Here is a 19225-nt window from a genome sequence, read left to right on the forward strand (position 1 = left end):
GTCGGATGGACTCCGACCTGGGGTTTTGTCGTTCAGCGCACGTGGTAGCGGCGTCGCGCGCGGGCCGCCCGGGTGTCGGGGGGTCTCAGTTCTCGCTCGCCCTGCGCCGCACGGCTTCCTCGGGCAGCGTGCTCCTCTGGATCGGCCGGCGCGTCCGGCAGGACTACTCGCGCATGCCCGCCAGCTCCACCGGCCGGGTGCGCAGGGCGAACGATGCGGGCAGCGTGGCCGCGAGGACCGCGAGGAAGGCGCTCGCGGCGATCACCGCACCCACCGTAGGCCAGGGCACCACGATCGCGGAGCGTACGTCGAGCAGGCCGAGGGCGGTGCGGACGCCGAGCAGGTTCACCGCCGAGACGGCCGCGCCGAGCACCGCGCCGACCACCACGACCATCACCGACTCGACGGCGACCAGGCGCAGCACCTGGGTCTTCGTCGCGCCCGTCAGGCGCAGCGCGGCGAGGTCGCGGACCCGGTCCGTGGTGGCCATGACCAGCGTGTTGGCCAGTGCGATGCCCGTGTAGACCAGGGCGATGGCCAGGATCATCAGCAGGCCGAGCCGGGTGGACTCGCTGGAGCGCGGGTAGTGCTCGTCGATCCACTGCCCGGCGCCGAGCACCTCGATGCCGCTCGCCTCGCCCGCCGCGTGCAGCCGCCGGTGGACGGCGGCCCGGTCCGCGCCGGCGGCGACCTTGATGTCGACGCGGTCGACGCCCGCGCCGGCGGCGTTGCGCGCCGTGAGGTACACGCCGTTGTTGCCGGTGCCGATCCCGAGGACCGCGGCGATCCTGAGGTTCACCTTGCGGCCGTCGCCCAGCCAGACGGGCACCCGGTCGCCGATGCGGGTGGTCAGCCATTCCTCGTTGACGACGATGCTGTCGTCGTCGAGGTCTACCAACTTCCCTGCCACGACGGGGACTTGAGACACCGCAGACAGCTCCGTGCCGCTGTCGACGGCGCGGGCCTCGGAGCGGACGAGGGCGGTGCCCTCCTCCAGGACGGTCACCCCGGTCGAGCGGGACGTGCTGACCGTGACGCCGGGGACGTCACGGGCCGCCCGGACGAACCCGTCGGGCAGGGCCCGGTCCCCGTCGCCGGACGAGACCACGTAGTCGGCCCGCGTCTGGGTGCGGGCCTCGGAGGCCTTTGCCTCGTTGACGGTGGCGGTCGTACCCATCAGGGAGCAGGCGAGCGCCACGGTGATGATGACCGGCGCGGCCACGGCCGCCGTCCGGCGCACCCCCGCCGCCGCGTTCTCCCGCGCCAGCATGCCCACGGCGCCCGGCAGCCGGGCGGGCAGCCAGGTCAGCAGCCGGGTCAGCGGCCGCACCAGCAGCGGCGCGAGCAGGGCCGTCGCCACGATGAGCAGCATCGGCTGGGTGATGTACGTCTTGCGCTTCAGCACGTCACCGGGGTTGTCCACCAGCGCCATGACGAGCAGGCCGAGGCCGGTGAGCAGCACGGCGGCGGCCACCAGGAGGCGGCTCCACGGCATGGTGCCGCTGTCGACGGCGGACTCCCGCAGCGCCGCCGTCGGGCCGGTCCGGCCCGCGCGGAAGGACGCCACGACGACACCGCACAGGGCCACCGTCAGGCCGGTCCAGAAGGCGACATGGAGCGGCCAGGCCTGCTCACCGATCCGGAACCAGGTCGGGGCCAGGCCCTCTCCCGCCATCCACGAGGCGAGCCACGGCGCGGCCCACCGGCCCAGCCAGCACCCCGCGCCCGATGCGAGCACCCCGATCACCAGGGCCTCCGCGCAGACCATGCGCCGCACCTGGCCGGGTGTCGCGCCCGCCATCCGCAGCAGTCCGAACTCCCGCCTGCGCTGCGCCACCGCGAAGGTGAACGTCGAGGCGACCACGAACACCGAGACGAACGCGGTGATGCCGGCCGCCGTGCCGAGCAGGGCGTTCACGGAGACCAGGGCCTCCTTGTCGCGGTCCGGGTCGGGGTCGGCGCGCCGCCGGTCGTCGCCGGCGAGGACGGTCATGCCCGAGCCGGTGCCGAGCGCCGCGCGGACGGCGGCCGGGTCGGCGTCCACCGTCACCCGGTCGATGCGCGGGGACAGGCGTGCGGCCTCGGCGGCGGTGAAGAACACCGCCGACTCGAAGCCCGCCGCAGGCACCGTGCCGACCACGGTGCGGGTACCGGCGCCCTCGGGCGTGACGACCTGGATCCGGTCCCCGGCGCGCACCTGCGCGCCGGGCCCGGTCGTGACGACGACTTCGCCGGGCGACGTGGGGGCGCGTCCGGAGGTGAGACGGTACGGCGTGGCCGCCGCGACGGCCCAGGAGTGGCCCACGAGCGCGGTGTCCGCACCGATCCGCCGGTCCGCGTCCGGCACCGAGACGGGGAACGTACGGTCCTCGGTCACGGGACCCACCGTGGCCAGCTCGGCCGCCAGCTTCTCCGGAACCGCACGGGGGTTGGTCAGCGTCGACGTCCGCACCCCGATCGGGGTGTCGGCCTTCACCTCGTCCGTGCCCTGCACCACGACCCGCGCCGCGGCGAACCGCTCGGCGCCCCGCTCCGGCGCGTCGAACGTGGCCGCGAGTGCGAGGCCCGTGGTGGCGATGAGGCCGACCCCGAGCGCGAGCGCGACGAACGAACCGACGAACGTGACCCAGCGGGTGCGCATTCCGCGCAGCGCGAGACTCAGCACGACGCCACCGCCGAGACCTTCGACGCGATGGCGCTCAGGGCGGTCATCCGCTGGGCGACCTGCTCCGCCGTCGGCGTGTACAGCTCGCCCTGGACCGTGCCGTCGGCGAGGAAGAGCACCCGGTCCGCGTAGGAAGCGGCGACCGGGTCGTGCGTCACCATGATCACCGTCTGGCCGTGGTCGACCATCGTCCGCAGCAGCGTCAGCACCTCGCGGCTCGTGGTGGAGTCCAGGGCGCCCGTCGGCTCGTCGCCGAACAGCACCTCCGGCTTGGTGACCAGGGCGCGGGCGAGCGCCACGCGCTGCTGCTGGCCGCCCGACATCTCGCTGGGCCGGTGCCCGGCGCGCTCGCGCAGGCCGACCTGCTCCAGGACGTTCAGGACCTCGGACCGCCTGGGGCGGCGGCCCGCGAGCCGCAGCGGCAGCCCGACGTTCTGCTCGGCGGTCAGCGCGGGCAGCAGGTTGAAGGCCTGGAAGACGAACCCGATGCGCCGCCGGCGCAGCAGCGTCAGCTTCTTCTCGCTCAGCCGGGTCAGATCGGTCTCGCCGAGGAAGACCTGGCCCCCGGTCGGCCGGTCGAGCCCCGCCGTGCACTGCAACAGGGTCGACTTGCCGGAGCCCGAGGGGCCCATCACGGCGGTGAAGGTGCCCCGCGGGATGTCGAGGCTGACCTGGTCGAGGGCGGTGACCGCGTTGTCGCCTGTCCCGTAGGACCGGGTCACGGAGCGGAGCCGGACGGCTGCTTGATTCATGGTGTCCACTCAATCGGGCCCGTTCGACGGTGACATCGCAGCGGGACGGAGTCTTGGGGGTGGAGGTAGCTCCACCCTCCTGTGTGGCCCGTCAGGGGACGTGTCATAAGCGGGCGAGGGCGGATTCGTATGGGCGTCACTGGAGCAGGGAGTGTTGGGGTGTTGGGGCGTTGGAGGCCTCAACCGGCGGTGGCGAGCAGGGGCGTTCGCCTGGGCCTTCCTGCTGCTGAGGTACGACAGCAGCATCGGCAGGGAGCTGGTCAGCAGCAGCACGGCGCGGCCGGCGGCGAGCACCCCCGAGCCGCCCCATTTCTGCCAGGAGCCGCCCGCGACCATCCCGACCGCCACAGAACTGGGCGCCCACAACAGGCTGCCGAGCAGGGACAGGCCGACGAAGCGGGCCCAGGGCACGCCGACGGCACCGCACATCACCGGCACCAGCGTGCGCAGCAGCGCGTTGAAGCGGCCGAGCAGCACCGCCCGGGCGCTGTAGGCGCCGACGGTGTGCAGCGCCGCGCGGCAGCCGGGCGAGCCGGTCACCCGGTCCGGCAGGTTCGCGACGAGCCGGGGACCCCACCGGCGCCCCACCAGATGACCGATCACATGGCCCGCCGGCGCGCCGAGCACCGCCATCGCGACCGCGGCGGGAAGCGGAAGCGCGCCGTGATGCGCGAGCACGCCGCTCGCCATCAGGGCGGTCTGCGAAGGGAACAGCATGCCGAGCAGAGGGAGCGCCGGCTCCGCCATGGGAAGCAGGAAGACGATCAGCAGCGTCAGCACACGGGCACAGCCGCCAACTGTTCCTGGGTCCAGCCCATTTCGGTCCTCTCGCAGTGCCGTCGCCCCGTCCGGGGCCCTTGCAGCAGACCGCGCGGGGGCGTCCCGGCACATCGCAGCCAGGCCCAGTCCTGGCCGGTAGCCCGTGCCCACCTCGATGGTGGAGCTAGCCGGGTGGTCCGGGCCGGAAAGGTCTCATAACGTGCGGCGCATGCACCCCCCGACGATCTGGACCCGGCTCCACCTGCGCCGCTACGTACGCAGCGGCTGGCCCTGGCGCGCCGCGCTGTACCTGCTCAGCAGTGCGGTCCTCGGCCTGATCACCCTGCTCACGCTCGTGCTGCTCGCCGTCGCGGGCAGCGTGCTCACCGTGGTCGTCGTCGGCCTTCCGCTGCTGCTCGTCCTCGTCCTCACCGGGGTGCCGCTGGCCTCGGTCGAGCGCAGCCGGCTGCGTCTGATCGACAGCGAGCCGCTCGCCGATCCGCACCGCGAACCCGACCGCACCGGCCTCACCGCCTGGCTGCGCACCCGGCTCCAGGAACGTGCCACCTGGCGCGAGCTGGGCTACGCGGTGCTCTTCGGCTTCCTGCTGTGGCCCCTCGAAGCACTGGTCGTGGGCTCCGTCCTCCTCGTGTGCGGCGGGCTGCTCGCGACGCCGGTGATGCTGGCGGTCGACGGCGAGGAGGCACGGGTCCTCAAGATGTGGATCGTGGACAGCTGGCCCGGGGCGCTCGCGGCGGCGCTCGCCGGGCTGCTGCTGATGCCCGTCTTCGCCTATCCGCTCGGCGCGATCGCCGCGGGCCGGGCCGCCCTGACCCGCTTCCTGCTGGCCTCGCCGACCGGCGAACTGAACTCGAAAATCAAGGAGTTGGGCCGCTCCCGGGTCCGTCTCGTGGACGCCTTCGAGGCGGAACGGCGCCGCATCGAACGCGATCTGCACGACGGGGCGCAGCAGCGGCTCGTCGCCCTGTCCATGACGCTCGGTCTGGCCCGCCTCGACGCGGCGGACGGCCCGCTCGGCCCGCTGCTCGCCAAGGCGCAGGACGAGGCGGCCACCGCCCTGGTCGAAATCAGGGAGCTGATCCGGGGCATCCACCCCCAGGTCCTCACCGACCGGGGCCTGGTGGCGGCCGTGGAGGATCTCGCGGACCGGTCGACGATTCCGGTCGACGTAGAGCTCGACCTGCCGGTCCGGCCGCCGGAGGCCATTGAGACGGCCGTGTACTTCGCGGTCAGCGAGGCCCTCGCCAACGTCGCCAAGCACAGCGGCGCGAGCTGGGCCGTGGTGCGGGGCGGCCTGGAGAACGGGCAGCTGGCCGTGGAGGTCGAGGACGACGGTCACGGAGGCGCGGACACCGGGCGGGGGACGGGCCTGCAGGGCGTTGCCGATCGCGTCTCGGTCCTCGACGGCCGCCTGCTGGTGTCCAGTCCGGCCGGCGGGCCCACCGTGTTCCGCCTGCTGGTACCCTGCTCAACCCCCTGATACGACCGCATGATTGAGGAACTGATGCTGCGCATCGTGCTGGCCGAGGACAGTGTCCTGCTCCGCGAAGGACTCGTCGGCCTCATGGAGCGCTTCGGGCACCAGGTGGTCGCAGCGGTGGGTTCCGCGGACGAGCTCACCGACGCGGTCGCCGCGCACGAACCCGACATCGTGGTGACCGACGTACGGATGCCGCCCGGCTTCTCCGACGAGGGCCTGCGTGCCGCGATCGCCCTGCGCCGCCGCCGGCCCGGACTGCCGATCCTGGTCCTCAGCCAGTACATCCAGCGGTCCTACGCCGAGGACCTGCTCGACTCCTCCGACGGCACCGGGGTGGGCTATCTCCTGAAGGAACGGATCGGCCACGTCGAGGAGTTCGTCGACGCGATGCACCGGGTCGCGGAGGGCGGCACGGTCGTCGACCCCGAGGTGGTGCGCCAGCTGATCAGGCACCGGCGCGACCCGCTGGCCCGGCTCACCGCGCGCGAGCAGGAGGTGCTCGCGCTGATGGCGGAGGGCAAGTCCAACGCGTCGATCGCCGCGGCCATGGTGGTGAGCGAGGGCACCGTCAGCAAGCACTTCGGCTCCATCCTCACCAAGCTCGACCTCTCCCTCGACGACACGACCAACCGCAGGGTCCTCGCAGTCCTCGCATACCTGCGCGGCCGGCCAGGAGTGGAACCCGCCTAGCCGGCCGGGGCCGCGCGGATCAACGGTACGGCCGGCGCGGACGACCTGCCCCGGACGGACCGCGGCTCAGCTGTGCGGCCGGCCCGCGACTGAGCCGGTTGCCCCGCAGTGCCGCCCGGGTCCGCCTGCACTGATCGGCGTAGGCGAACCGCCGTCCGGCAGGCGTCCGCGAAGGGTCCGTACCGTGAACGGCTAGCATCGCCGGTCAGTCCGTCAGCTGCCGACCGGGACGAGGTGAGGACATGGGGGCGCCCCGCATCGCCGTCGCCGTGGTGACGATGGGCAACCGGCCCGCGGAGGTCGACGCCCTGCTGGAGTCCGTGGCCAAGCAGGACGTGCCGCCCGAGCGGATCGTCGTCGTCGGCAACGGCTGCCCGCTGCCCGACTTCGCCCGGCGGCTGTCGCTGCCCGGCGAGGTCACCGCCGTCGAGCTCGACGAGAACCTGGGCTGCCCCGGCGGGCGCAACGCGGCCCTGGCCCGGCTGCGGGAGTTCGGCGACATCGACGTCGTGGTGGACCTGGACGACGACGGTCTGCTCGTCGACGCCGATGTGCTGCGCCGCGTACGGGATCTGTACGCCGCCGACGAGCGGCTCGGCATCGTCGGCTTCCGCATCGCCGACGAGCTCGGTGAGACGCAGCAGCGGCACGTGCCCCGGGTCGGCAACTCGGACCCCCTCCGGGGCGGTTACGTCACCGGCTTCCTCGGTGGCGGGCACGCCCTGCGGATGGCGATGCTCGACGAGGTCGGCGACTGGCCCGCCGAGTTCTTCTTCGCGCACGAGGAGACCGACCTCGCATGGCGCGCGGCGGACGCCGGCTGGCGGATCCTGTACGCCCCGGAGCTGCTGCTCCGGCATCCGAAGACCTCGCCCGCCCGGCACGCCATCTACTACCGGGTGAACGCCCGCAACCGGGTCTGGCTGGCCCGCCGCCGGCTGCCGCTCGCGCTCGTCCCCGTCCACCTGGGTGTGTGGGTGCTGCTCACCCTCGCCCGGAACCGGTCCGGCGCCGGGCTGCGCGCGTGGTTCGGCGGATTCGTGGAAGGGGTACGGGAGCCGGCGGGGGAGCGGCGGCCGATGCGGTGGCGGACGGTGTGGCGGCTCACCCGGCTGGGGCGGCCGCCCGTCATCTGACGCCGGCCGGCAAGGCCGGCAGGGCGTCGGAGAGATTGAGTGGGCCCCGGCCGTTCACCTCCGCCGACCGGGACCCGGACCCGGCCGCGGCGGCGACACTCCCCCGAGTTGCGCGTCCAGACGCGCGCACCGCCGGGCCAGATCCGATGTAGTGATCACATCAGGCTTTGCCAACGGATCGCTAACATATGGCCAACGGTTCGCCGTTGCGTCGTCTGCTGGCCGGCCGGAAGTCGCCGGACCGAGACCGACGACGGCCGGGGCGGCGGCGGATTGCGGCGGAGCAGGCGAGGATCAAGGTGGCGGAAACCAGCCGCCCGGGGATGGGAGATCGTCAGGGCGGGGTGCACGGGGGGTAAGGGCGTGACGATGCGGTTCGGGCTGTTGGGGCCGCCGGTGCTGTTCTACGACGCCCAGGGCGTCGCCCGGAACACGGCCCGGGCGATCTCAGGCCCCAAGTCCCGCGTGCTGCTGACCGCGTTGCTCCTCGACGCCGGGCGGGCCGTCTCCGTCGAGTCGCTCAAGGACGCGCTGTGGGGCGAGGCGGCGCCCGTGTCCGCCCAGGCCTCCCTGCACAACCACATCGCCCGGTTGCGACGGCTGCTCGACGATCCGGAACGGCTGCGCACCGTGCCGTCCGGGTACGCGCTGCGGATCGACGAGGGCGAGCTGGACGTCCACCTCTTCGACGCCCACGTCGCCGAGGCGCGTGCCGCGCACACCGGCCGGGACTGGGAGCGGGTCGTGCGCGTGTGCACGGACGCGCTCGCACTGTGGCGGGGTGCCCCGCTCGCCGGACTGCCTCCCGAGGTGGGCGGGTACGCCTTCGCGCAGCGGCTGTGCGAGGCCCGGCTGCTGCTCCTGGAGTGGCGCGGTGACGCCCAGTTGGCGCTGGGCGGCCCACGGCTCCACGAACTGGTGCCGGAGTTGGCCGTGCTGACCGGTGAGTATCCGCTGCGGGAGGCGTTCTACCGGCAGTTGATGCTCGCCCTGCACCGCACCGGCCGTCAGGCCGAGGCCCTGGCCGTCCACCGCGACCTGCGCACCCGCCTCGTCGGCCAGCTCGGCATCGAGCCGGGGCCGGGAGTGCGGGAGGCGCATGTCGAGGTGCTGCGGGGGGTCACGGGGGGCGGTGGCAGGGGAGGGCCGGGTGAACCGGACCGGCCGGTACCCTCCCCGGCCCAACTGCCGCCCGCACCCACCCATTTCATCGGCCGCACCTCCCTGCGCGAGTCCCTGCGCCGGGCGCTCACGGCACCCGGCCCGCACCCCACCGCCGTCATCAGCGGCATGGCCGGCGTCGGCAAGAGCGCGCTCGCCCTGCACGTCGCCCATCAGCTGGCGGAACGTTTCCCCGATGGACAGATACACCTCGACCTGCACGGCGTCACCCCGGGCATGCCCCCGCTCACCGCTGCTCAGGCGGTCAACGCCCTGCTGCGCGACCTCGGTACGGAACCCTGCCGTATCCCGGAAGAGCCGGACTCCGCTGCCGCGTTGCTGCGCTCGCTGCTCGCGCCGACGCGCACGCTCCTGGTGCTGGACGACGCCGCGAGTGCCGCGCAGGTACGGCCGCTCCTGCCGGGGGGTGCCGGGTGCGGGGCGATCGTCACCAGCCGTTCGCCGCTGACCGCCCTCGACGGCGCGGCCAGGTTCCCGCTCGCCCCGCTGTCTGACGAGGAGAGCGCCGAACTGCTGCGCAGGGCCTCGGGCCGCGACGGCCTGGACGGTACGGACGCCGCCCGGCTCCTCGTCGAGCTCACGGGCAGGCTCCCGCTGGCCCTGCGGATCGTCGCCGCCCGGCTCGCCGCCCGTTTGGCCCTGACCCCCGACGCCCTGGCCGGGCAACTCGCCGCCGCAGACAGCCGCTTGCACCACCTGGAGTACGACGACCTGAGCGTCCGCCGCTCCCTGGCCGTCGCGCACGACGCCCTCGCCGCCTCCGAGCGGGAGACCGACCGGGACGCGGCCCGCATTTTGTGCCGTATCGGCGCGCTCGGCCTGCCCACGTACGGCGCCCCGCTGCTCGCCCGCCTCACCGGCACCGGCGAACCCCGCACCGAGGCCGCCCTGGAACGCCTCCTCGACGTGGCCCTGCTGGAGGAGTCGGCGTACGGCCGCTACGCACCGCACGACCTGGTGCGCGACTTCGCCCGTGAACGGGCCGGGGAGCGGGAAACCGCCCATGCCGAGACGGATACCGACGCTGAGGCCGACACAGACACCGACGCCGACACCGACACCGTCGGCACGGCGCTGCACTGGTACGCGGCCGTCGCCGAACGCGTCCTCGCCGCGATCGTGCCCTCCGGCCTCGACCTGGACGACCGCCGCCGGCCCACCCCGTCCCAGCCGAGCGGCCACCCGGCCCACGTCGGCGCCGTCGCCCCCTTCGCAGGACCCGGGGCGGCCTTCGCCTGGGGGGACAGGGAGCTGGAGAACGTCGTCACCCTGGTCGAGCGGTACGCGGACGACCCGTCCGGGCAGCGCGCCGGTCTGGTCTGCACGCTCGTCCGGCTGATCTTTCCCTACGCGCATCGCCGCGGGCGCGTCGCCGAGATGGAGGTGCTCGGACAGGCCGGCCTCCGGGTGGCCCGGCGGCTCGGAGACGCGGAAGCGGAGGCCTACGCGCTGGCCGATCTCGCCGGGTTGCACTTCCTGACCGGCCGGCACAACGACGCCCTCGCGCTCAACGACCGGGCACTCGCCCTCTGGCGGCGGCTGGACCGCTCTTCCTGGATCCGCCGCTGCCTCAACAACCGCGGCCTGCTGCTGGACGGGCTCGGCCGACGCGGCGAGGCGGGTGAGGCACTGGCGCGGAGCCTGCAGTACGCACGGCAGCTGAACGACCCGTACGGCGAGGCCGTCACCCGCAGCCACCTCGGCAAGCTCGTCGAGCACACCGACCCGCGGGCCGCCATCGAGGAGCACCGGCGTACGCTCGCCCTCGGGGACGAGATCGGAGCCGTGATCGTGCGGCACTCCGCGCACTGCAACATCGGGTACGCGCATCTGCGGCTCGGCCGGCCGGCCGCCGCCCTGCCGCACTTCGAGGAGAGCCTGCGCATCCTCGGCGGTCACGGCGACTGGCACGGTGAGTCCCAGACCCGGCTCGGTCTGGTCCGTGCCCTGCGTCTGCTGGGCCGCAGCGGGCGGGCCGCCCGCGAGTGCGCCGAGCTGCTGGGCCGGGCCGACGCCCGCGCCGACCGCTACACCGGCGGTCTCGCCCGCCACCAGCACGGGCTGCTGCTGCAGGAGCTGGGGTACATCGGCGCTGCGCGCGAGGAGTGGAGCTCGGCTCTCGCGGCCCTGGAGGGAACGGACGAGCAGACGGTCGTCGCAGAGCTACGCGCGTTGCTCGCCCCGGCCGACCGGTCACCCGGCGGCCTCGACGACACCCCGGCCGATCCGGCTACTTGGCGTCCGCGTAGCACTCCACCACCGCCGTCGTGAACGGGAACCGCACGGGCGTCTCCCCGAAGGTCAGCCGTCCGGCCAGGGCCGCAGCCTCCCGGATCGCCGCCACGACCGTCTCCGTCTCCTCCTCGGGGCAGTGCACGATCACCTCGTCGTGCTGGAAGAAGACCAGCTCGGCCGCCAGCCCCGCGCAGGCCTTGCGCAGCGCGGCGAGCAGCAGCAGTGCCCAGTCGGCGGCGCTGCCCTGGACGACGAAGTTGCGGGCGAAGCGGCCGCGGGCGCGGGCGTTCGTGGACGCGTAGCCGGGCACCCACTGCCCGCCGTCCGGCTGGTCGTCCTCCCCGGAGCCGGAGCCGGAGCCGGAGCCCGAGCCGAAGCCGAAGCCGGTGCCGACGGCGGCCGTGGGGATGCCGGCCTCCTCCGTCGCGTCGTCCGTGCCCCGGGCCGCGGGTGGGCAGGTCCGGCCGAGCCAGGTCCGCACGAGCCGGCCCTCCTCACCGGCCCGGGCCGCGTCGTCGACGTAGGCCACCGCCCTGGGGAAGCGGCGTCTGAGCGCGGCGAGGTTCTTCAGGCCGTCCCCGGAGGTCTGGCCGTAGACCGCTCCGAGCACGGCGAGTTTGGCCTGGGAGCGGTCGCCGGAGAAGGCGCGGTCGGAGACGGACTGGTACAGGTCGGTCTCCCGGCCGGCCACCTCCATCAGGCCCGGGTCGCGGGAGATCGCGGCGAGGACGCGCGGCTCCATCTGGTCGGCGTCGGCGACGACGAGCCGCCAGCCGGGGTCGGCGACCACGGCCCGCCGGATCACCTTGGGGATCTGGAGCCCGCCTCCGCCGTTGGTCACCCAGCGCCCCGTGACCGTCCCGCCCGCGAGGAACTCGGGTCTGAACCGCCCCTCGCGCACCCAGTCCTGGAGCCAGGACCAGCCGTGGGCCACCCAGATGCGGTACAGCTTCTTGTACTCGATGAGGGGCTTCACGGCGGGGTGGTCGACGGTCTCGATCTCCCAGCGGCGGGTCGAGGAGATCTTGATTCCGGCCTGGGCGAAGGCCTTGACCACGTCGGCGGGCAGGTCGGGACGGACCCGGCGGCCGAACGCGGCGGACACCTCGTCGGCCAGCTCGGCCAGCCGGCGCGGCTCGCCGCCGCCCGCGTACCGCTCGCCCAGCAGGTCGTGCAGCACGGCGCGGTGCACCTCGGCGCTCCAGGGCAGCCCGGCGCGGTTCATCTCGGCGGCCACCAGCATGCCCGCCGACTCGGCGGCCGTCAGCAGCCGCATCCGGTCGGGGTGCTCGGCCCGCTCGTGCCGCCTGTGCTGCTCGGCGTAGACGGCGAGGAGGTCCGACAGGGGCAGGTGGACGCCCTGCGGCTCGAACAGCGAGGACTGCGAGCCCGGTTCGGCGGCGCGCTGCGGCGGATCGGGCGGTACGGGGCCGCCGCGCAGCCGGGCCAGGGCGGCCGCGGCCGAGCGGGGTTCCCCGTAGCGCCCCTCGTGGCCGAGGAGGAGGGTCTCGGCGGCCTCGATGTCGTAGCACCGCTCGGCTCGCACCCCCGCGGCGAGCAGGCGCGGGTACACCTCGGCGGTGGACCGCCACACCCACCGCGTGACGCCGGGCCGGCTCCGGACGGCCTCGGCGGCGTCCGCCTCCCGGCGCACCGGGCCGGAGGGCAGCCCGTCCGGACCGAGGGGGGCGACGTCCACGCCACCGTCCTCGGCCGGAGCGAGCGCCCACCGGTCGGCCATGCCGCGAGTGTGACAGGGGGGTCTGACAACGCCCCCGACGCTCGCCTCCGTGGAAGCCCCCGTAAGCCCCCGTAAGGCCTCGTAGGGCCTGGTGAGGCCTCTTGAGGCGCGTCAGGCCTGGTCCGTCTCCTGCTGCGCCTGCATGATCTTCTCCAGCACCGCCCCGACGTACTGCTCGGCCCGCTCCTTGTCGATGCCGAGGCCGCTGAGGACGCCCTCGCCGTTCTCGTGCTCCAGCAGGGCGAGCAGGATGTGCTCGGTGCCGATGTAGTTGTGGCCCAGGCGCAAGGCCTCGCGGAAGGTGAGCTCCAGGACCTTCTTGGCCGCCTGGCCGTACGGCACGAGCTCCGGGACCTCGTCGAGGGCGGGCGGAAGAGCCGCCGTCGCCGCCTCGCGGACCGCGTCGAGCGAGACGCCCTGCTTGATGATCGCCTTCGCGGCGAGGCCGTCCGGCTCGGCCAGCAGACCGAGGACGAGGTGCTCGGGCAGGCCCTCGGCGTTGCGGGCGGCCTTGGACGCGTTGTGCGCGGCCATCACCGTGTTGCGGGCGCGGGGCGTGTACCGGTTGAAGCCCTGGCTCGGGTCGAGGTCGTTCGACTCCTTCGGCACGAACCGCTTCTGCGCGGCCTGCCGGGTGACGCCCATGCTCTTGCCGATGTCCGTCCAGGAGGCGCCGGACCGCCGGGCCTGGTCGACGAAGTGGCCGATCAGGTGGTCGGCCACGTCGCCCAGGTGGTCCGCGGCGATCACCGCGTCCTGGAGCTGGTCCAGCGGCTCGGGGTGGACCTTCTTGATGGCCGCGATGAGGTCGTCGAGGCGGATGGATGACGTGGTGTCGGGGTTCGTCATGTGTCAACCGTAGGTTGCGCCCGGGTGGCTGTCAACCAGGGGTTGACGCCTCGATCGGCAGGGGAGCCATGGCACCATCGGCCCGTGAGTACGTCCAGCACCGTCGATCGCGCGTTCGCATCGGCCCTCTACGAGACCGGCGAGACGGCCCTGGACGCCGGCGCGTCCCTGCTCGCCTCCGACCCGGCGGCCGACGCCGAACTCGCCCGGCGTGGGTACGAGTTCGTGGCCGGGGCGTGGCGGCGCGGCTGGCAGCCGGCCGATGTCGTGCGGATCGTGCGGCGCGAGCTGGACGACGTGCACGTGCTGCTGGCGGCCGCGCTGATCCGCGCCCAGGCCCCCGGCGACGGCCCCCGCGGCCGCCGCTGGAACGCCCAGCTCGCGAGGCTCCCCGACGACGTCGCGCCCCGCACCGACCGCTTCTCGCACGCCACCGCCGTGCTGGAGCTGTACCGCCTGCTGCTGCGGCTGCCGGCGCTGGAGGACCTCGACGAGGCGCCCGGGCAGGCGGCCGGAGGGGCGGTGACCGAGTCCCGCATGCTCACCCGTATCCGCGCGCTGCTCGCCAAGGCGGAGGCCACCGGGTTCCCGGAGGAGGCCGAGGCGCTCAGCGCCAAGGCGCAGGAGCTGATGGCCCGGCACAGTGTCGACGAGGCGCTGCTCGCGGCGCGGGCGCCGTCGCCGGACACGCCCGGGGCCTGCCGGATCGGGGTCGAACCGCCGTACGAGCAGGCCAAGGCGGTGCTGCTGGACGCCGTCGCCGGCGCCAACCACTGCCGGGCGGTCTGGAACGAGCCCCTCGGCTTCTCCACCGTCGTCGGCTTCGAAACCGACCTGGAGGCGGTCGAACTCCTCTACACCTCGCTCCTCGTGCAGGCCACGACCGCGATGACCAAGGCGGAGGCGAGACAGCGGGCGGGCGGGCGCAAGCGCACCAAGACGTTCCGGCAGTCCTTCCTCGCGGCCTACGCCCACCGCATCGGCACCCGGCTGGCCGCGGCGGCCGAGACCCAGGTGACCGACGACCTGCTCCCGGTCCTCGCCTCCCGCGAGGTCGCCGTGACCGGGCGGCTGGACCGGATGTTCCCGGAGACCACCACGACCCGGCTGCGCGGGGTGCGCGACGCGGCGGGCTGGACGGAGGGCGCACAGGCGGCGGACCGTGCCCAGGTCAGGCACCGGCCGCCGTTGCGCTGACGCCCGCCGCGCCGCTCTCCCGTCAGTCGCCCGAGGTCTCGAAGCCGCTCACCGAGGCCTGCGCTCCGTTCTTCCGGGCGACCTCGCCGTACGTCCACTCCAGATCGTGCGCGGTGTTGGTGTCGCCGGGCAGGGTGAAGGACGCCTTGAGCACGTCGAGGCTCTCCGCGGAGCCCGCCTCGCCGCGGACGTAGGTGATCGTGAAGGACGTGGTGCCGCCCTTTGCGAGGGTCAGCGACTGGGCCTTCGCGCCCTCGTCCGGGGAAACGGACGTCGTGCCGTCCTTGAAGTGCAGGTCGACGCCGGGGAAGCCCTTCAGCGAGCACTGCGCACCCTTGTTGGTGAGCGTGACGGTGACGGTGCCGGTGTCTCCGGCGGCCGGGGCGGCGCCCGCACCGACCTCCACGCCCATGTCGCCGAGCGCGCAGGCCGAACCGCTCTTCCGGTCCGCGTTCTTGACGTCGTCACCACCGGTCTTGTCGTCGTCGCAGCCGGTCAGCAGGAGCGTCGTGGCGAGGGCGGCTGCCAGGGCGAAGGGGAAGGTGCGCATGGGGTCCTCTGGGCGTGTCGTACGGAAGCGGCTTCGGGCCCCTGGATCATCACGCACCCGGGTCCCGCAGGGGCACGCACCCCCTGCGATTCCCCCGAACGCCGGACGCCCACACGCCCTCACGCAGGGCTTGACCGCTTCTCCCCGCAAGCCCTCACCGAACCTCGGCACGCCGCCCCTCGGCGCTGCCCGGGGGCCGCGCGGTCGGGCGCGAGCCCTGGTTGCTGGTTGGCGGACATCCGTTGCGATGCCCGGGCCTGCCCAGCCGGGCGCGGGCCTTGGTTGCTGGTTGGGCGGACATCCGTTGTGATGCCCGGGGCTGCCGGTCGGGCGCAGGCGGTGGCTGCCTCTCCGGCGGACGCTGGTTTCGATGCCCGGCGCCTGCCCGGCCGGGCGGGGGCCTTGGTTGCTGGTTGGACGGACGCCCTTGCGATGCCCGGGGCTGCCGGTCGGGCGCAGGCGGTGGCTGCCTCTCCGGCGGACGCTGGTTTCGATGCCCGGCGCCTGCCCGGCCGGGCGCGGGCCTTGGTTGCTGCTTGGACGGACGCCCTTGCGATGCCCGGGCCTGCCGGCCGGGCGCGGGCCTTGGTTGCTGCTTGGACGGACGCCCTTGCGATGCCCGGGCCCGGCCGGCCAGGTCCATCCGGCCCGTGGCCCCGGGCTCGTCGCCTTGCTGCAGGCCAGCAGAACCCACGCCGAACCGGTGCGCCCGGGGGCACCGCCCGGCGGCCGCCGCCCCGCGAGAGGCCCGCCGGCGCGGACGCCCGCGGCATTTTCCTGCCCGGTGCGGGGCGGCTGGGCAAAAACCGGCCCGGACACCCGGCCGGCCGGTCCGGCGGGAGGGGGCCCGGGCCGCTTCTCCGGCAGACGCCCGTTGCGATTCCCCGAACCCCGCCGGGGGATTGCACGGCCGGTGCCTCTGGCCACGCCCCGCTGGCCTCCGGATCCAGCCACCACCCCGAACGCCGGACGGGCCACGGCCCCGCAGGGGATCCGTGACCCGTCCGTGCGGATGCCGGTGTCAGCCGAGGCCCGCCGTCGGGAAGCCCGTGGGGAGCTTGCCGCCCTCGGCCTTCGTGTAGGTCTCCGCGCCGAGGCCGCCCTCCCAGGTGACCTTCAGGCTGCTCTTGTTCACGGAGTCGACCATGCCGGTCGCCCGGTCCTTGGAGCCGTCCGTGCACTTCAGGCGGATCATCCGCATCCCGGACTCCTCGCCCGCGGTGCCGCTGCACACGCTCCCGCCCGTGGCGAACAGCGCGGCCTGCTTGCCGGTGATCACCAGGGCCACGGCCTTGCCGCCGGTCGTCGCGAGCCAGCTGCCCGCCAGCTCACCGCCGGCCGACCCGTCGGAGCCGGAGCCGGAACCGGATCCGGAGCCCCCGCCGGTCGCCGCGGACGCCGAGTCCGAGGGGGACGGACCGGACGCCGAGTCGTCCCCCGAGCCGCCGTCGCTGCTGCACGCGCTGAGCACGAGCACGCCCGCCAGTCCCGCGGCCGCCGCCGCGACGCGCACGGCGCCGGAGCGACGCGAGAAGATCACCGAAGTCACTGCAAGCCCCCAAGCTGTAGCCGGCCGACCGGCCCGGACGGCACCGGCCGGCCTCCTGGCCGGAACGATCGCAGCAAGCTACCAGGGCCCGTCAAGGGCCCCCTCGAACGCCTCTTACCAGGACGACTTGCGCACCCCGGGCAGATACCCCGCGTGCGCCTGCTCCCGCAGACTCACCCGGGACAGCCCGAACGCCCGGAAGTAGCCGCGCGGCCGGCCGTCCACCTGGTCGCGGTTGCGCACCCGCGTGGCGCTCGCGTCCCGCGGCTGCCTGCGCAGCTCCGCCTGTGCGGCGAGCCGTTCGGCCTCCGTCGACGACGGCCTCCGGATGATCTCTTTCAGTTCGGCCCGCCGGGCGGCGTACCGCGCGACGACCTCCTGCCGCTTGTCGTTCTTCGCGATCTTGCTCTTCTTGGCCATCAGATCCTCACTCCCCGGGCGCGGATCCGGGCGACGGCCGCCTCGATCCCGATCGTGTCGACGGTCTTGATCCCCTTGGTGCTGAGCCGGAGACGGACGTACCGGCCCTCGCTCGGCAGCCAGTAGCGCTTGGACTGGATGTTGGGGTCGAACCGGCGTGACGTGCGCCGGTGCGAGTGCGAGATGCGGTTGCCGAAGCCCGGCTGTGCGCCGGTCAGCATGCAGTGCGCGGACATGGGTGGTGACGTACCTCTCCGTCTCAGGTGATGTAAATGGAATTCATTTTCAGTAGCATAGCGGCATGGCACGCAACGAACTCCGTCCGGTCATCAAGCTCCGGTCCACCGCCGGGACCGGCTTCACCTACGTGACCCGCAAGAACCGCCGCAACGACCCGGACCGACTGACCCTGCGCAAGTTCGATCCGGTCGCCGGCCGCCACGTCGAATTCCGAGAGGAGCGCTGACCATGCGCGAGGGAATCCACCCGGCGTACGGCCCCGTCGTCTTCCGTGACCGTGCCGCGAACTACGCCTTCCTCACCCGCTCGACGATGACGAGCGAGAAGACCATCGAGTGGGAGGACGGCCGGACCTACCCGGTCGTGGACGTCGAGATCTCCGACGTCAGCCACCCCTTCTACACCGGCACGGCCCGCGTCCTGGACACCGCAGGCCGCGTGGAGCGCTTCGAGCGCCGGTACGGAAAGAAGGGCTGACCCATGGCTGTCCCTCCTGGGCTCCCCGTCGTGATCGTCGGCGGGCTGCACGCCGATGCCCGCAGGGCGGCCGTCGCGCGGCTGCTCGCCGACGTGCCCGGCAGCGTCGTCCTCCACCACGACCTCGCGACGGCCGCGGCGGGCACGGTCGTACGGACCATCAGGGACGCCTCCGGCATCCTCGACGCGGGGGAGGCGCCGCTCGTCAACGACTGCGCCTGCTGTGCCCTGCGCGAGGACCTGGTCCCGGAGCTGGAGCGGCTCCGGGACACCGGCGGCACCCGGCTCGCCGTCGTCGAACTGTGGGACTCCGTCGAGCCCAAGGCCATGGCCGAGGTCGTCACGGCCGGCGGTCTCACCGTCACCGGCGTGATCACCGCTGTCGACCCGGCCCTGGTCCTGCCCTACCTCGGCAACGGCGACGACCTGGCCGACGGCGGTCTCGCCGCCGCGGCCACCGACCAGCGGACGGTTGCCGACACCTTCGCGCGCCAGCTGGAGTACGCGCCCGTCCTCGCGGTCGCCGATTCCCCGGAGGCCGACGACGAGGACCGCGAGCTCCTCGCGCAGCTGCACCCGACGGCCCGCCAGGTGCGCATCGGGCAGGACCTCGCGCCCGAAGCGGCCGAACCGTCCGAACCGTCCGAACCATCCGAACCATCCGAACCATCCGAACCATCCGAACCGTCCGATCCGTCCGGCGACGGCCTGACCGTGCCGACCCCGCGCCGGCGGGCGCTCTCCCCCCTGGCCCAGGCCGCCCTGGCCGGCTTCGACGTCGAGGCGGCCGCCGCCGCCCAGCACCCGGCCTGTGCCCTGCTCCCCGCCGAGGCCGACGCACACGGCGTCTCCACCCTGGTGTGGAGCATGCGGCGGCCCTTCCACCCGGAGCGGCTGTACGCCGCGCTGGAGGACCTGACCTGTGCGGCCGCCCGCAGCCGGGGCCGGTTCTGGCTCGCCGACAAGCCCGACACACTGTTCCACTGGGACGCGGCGGGCGGGGCCCTGTGCGTGGAGAGCACGGGCCCGTGGCTGGCCTCCCTGCCGGACGCGGCCTGGGACATGGTCCCGCCGGTGCGCCGGGCCGCCGCCGCGCTGGACTGGCACCCCGAGCACGGTGACCGCTGCCAGCACCTCGTCTTCACCTCGCCCGGCCTCGACCGGGACGGCCTGGAGCGGCTGCTGGAGTCCTGCCTGCTGACCGACGCCGAGTACGCCGCCGGGCCCGACGCCTGGCAGCGGCTGCCGCACGCCTTCGACACCCTCCTGGAGGTCTGACCCT

The 19225-nt window shown here is 73.9% G+C and carries 17 protein-coding genes; 8 read left to right on the top strand and 9 right to left on the bottom strand.

The annotated features are described in order from the left end of the window. Positions 1-163: 163 nt before the first annotated feature. From OO68_RS22540 to OO68_RS22550, 3 genes are read right to left on the bottom strand one after another with little or no spacing between them, the layout of a single operon-like run. A complete protein-coding gene (locus tag OO68_RS22540; protein ID WP_033310224.1) occupies positions 164-2665 on the bottom strand; it encodes an FtsX-like permease family protein in 2502 nt (833 codons plus the stop codon). Then, a complete protein-coding gene (locus OO68_RS22545; RefSeq protein WP_033310226.1) occupies positions 2659-3417 on the bottom strand; it encodes an ABC transporter ATP-binding protein in 759 nt (252 codons plus the stop codon). The genes OO68_RS22540 and OO68_RS22545 overlap by 7 nt, the downstream gene beginning before the upstream one ends. Positions 3418-3426: 9 nt before the next feature. Then, a complete protein-coding gene (locus tag OO68_RS22550; protein ID WP_051814768.1) occupies positions 3427-4197 on the bottom strand; it encodes a DedA family protein in 771 nt (256 codons plus the stop codon). Positions 4198-4405: 208 nt separating this feature from the next. Between OO68_RS22550 and OO68_RS22555 the strand changes: the two genes are divergently transcribed. From OO68_RS22555 to OO68_RS22570, 4 genes are all read left to right on the top strand, one after another. After that, positions 4406-5677 (top strand): sensor histidine kinase, encoded by a 1272-nt coding sequence (locus tag OO68_RS22555; protein WP_033310228.1) that lies wholly within the window; start codon positions 4406-4408, stop codon positions 5675-5677. 24 nt (positions 5678-5701) lie between these two features. Further along, complete coding sequence (locus OO68_RS22560) at positions 5702-6367, top strand: response regulator transcription factor (protein ID WP_033310230.1); 666 nt, start codon at positions 5702-5704, stop codon at positions 6365-6367. 242 nt (positions 6368-6609) lie between these two features. After that, complete coding sequence (locus OO68_RS22565; RefSeq protein WP_033310236.1) at positions 6610-7503, top strand: glycosyltransferase family 2 protein; 894 nt, start codon at positions 6610-6612, stop codon at positions 7501-7503. 369 nt (positions 7504-7872) lie between these two features. Then, positions 7873-10956, top strand: a complete 3084-nt coding sequence (locus tag OO68_RS22570; RefSeq protein WP_078625420.1) for an AfsR/SARP family transcriptional regulator — start codon at positions 7873-7875, stop codon at positions 10954-10956. Here OO68_RS22570 and OO68_RS22575 read toward each other — a convergent pair. Both OO68_RS22575 and OO68_RS22580 read right to left on the bottom strand, forming a co-directional pair. Next, positions 10916-12661 carry a bifunctional 3'-5' exonuclease/DNA polymerase gene (locus tag OO68_RS22575; RefSeq protein ID WP_033310238.1) on the bottom strand — a complete coding sequence of 582 codons (1746 nt, stop codon included), beginning with the start codon at positions 12659-12661 and terminating at the stop codon, positions 10916-10918. The genes OO68_RS22570 and OO68_RS22575 overlap by 41 nt on opposite strands. 111 nt (positions 12662-12772) lie before the next feature. Then, complete coding sequence (locus OO68_RS22580) at positions 12773-13510, bottom strand: Clp protease N-terminal domain-containing protein (RefSeq protein WP_033310240.1); 738 nt, start codon at positions 13508-13510, stop codon at positions 12773-12775. 84 nt (positions 13511-13594) lie between these two features. On the opposite strand from OO68_RS22580, the gene OO68_RS22585 reads away from it, so the two are divergent. Continuing rightward, entirely contained in the window at positions 13595-14707 is a 1113-nt protein-coding gene (locus OO68_RS22585; RefSeq protein ID WP_033310242.1) for a DUF2786 domain-containing protein, read from the top strand. Positions 14708-14729: 22 nt separating this feature from the next. On the opposite strand, the gene OO68_RS22590 is transcribed toward OO68_RS22585, so the two are convergent. The 4 genes from OO68_RS22590 to rpmB all read right to left on the bottom strand — a co-directional run bounded on the left by OO68_RS22590 (position 14730) and on the right by rpmB (position 17462). After that, positions 14730-15257: a DUF4232 domain-containing protein gene (locus OO68_RS22590; protein WP_033310244.1), complete on the bottom strand. Its 528-nt coding sequence runs from the start codon at positions 15255-15257 to the stop codon at positions 14730-14732. A gap of 1021 nt (positions 15258-16278) precedes the next feature. Next, on the bottom strand, positions 16279-16806 hold the full coding sequence (locus OO68_RS22595) for a hypothetical protein (protein ID WP_051814769.1): 528 nt from the start codon (positions 16804-16806) through the stop codon (positions 16279-16281). A 114-nt stretch (positions 16807-16920) separates the two neighbouring features. Beyond that, positions 16921-17226: a 30S ribosomal protein S14 gene (rpsN, locus tag OO68_RS22600; protein ID WP_031115923.1), complete on the bottom strand. Its 306-nt coding sequence runs from the start codon at positions 17224-17226 to the stop codon at positions 16921-16923. Next, on the bottom strand, positions 17226-17462 hold the full coding sequence (rpmB, locus tag OO68_RS22605) for a 50S ribosomal protein L28 (RefSeq protein ID WP_033310249.1): 237 nt from the start codon (positions 17460-17462) through the stop codon (positions 17226-17228). Before rpmB ends, rpsN begins: the two co-directional genes overlap by 1 nt. Positions 17463-17527: 65 nt before the next feature. On the opposite strand from rpmB, the gene rpmG reads away from it, so the two are divergent. From rpmG to OO68_RS22620, 3 genes are read left to right on the top strand one after another with little or no spacing between them, the layout of a single operon-like run. Continuing rightward, entirely contained in the window at positions 17528-17692 is a 165-nt protein-coding gene (gene rpmG / locus OO68_RS22610; RefSeq protein ID WP_033310252.1) for a 50S ribosomal protein L33, read from the top strand. 2 nt (positions 17693-17694) lie between these two features. Beyond that, positions 17695-17943: a type B 50S ribosomal protein L31 gene (locus OO68_RS22615; RefSeq protein WP_033310254.1), complete on the top strand. Its 249-nt coding sequence runs from the start codon at positions 17695-17697 to the stop codon at positions 17941-17943. A gap of 3 nt (positions 17944-17946) precedes the next feature. Beyond that, the gene (locus tag OO68_RS22620; RefSeq protein ID WP_033310256.1) at positions 17947-19221 is read left to right on the top strand and encodes a GTP-binding protein; all 1275 of its coding nucleotides are present in this window, start codon (positions 17947-17949) and stop codon (positions 19219-19221) included. Positions 19222-19225: the final 4 nt, after the last annotated feature.

Origin of the sequence: Streptomyces iakyrus (assembly GCF_000717055.1) — a bacterium.
In the GTDB taxonomy this organism is placed as follows: domain Bacteria; phylum Actinomycetota; class Actinomycetes; order Streptomycetales; family Streptomycetaceae; genus Streptomyces; species Streptomyces iakyrus.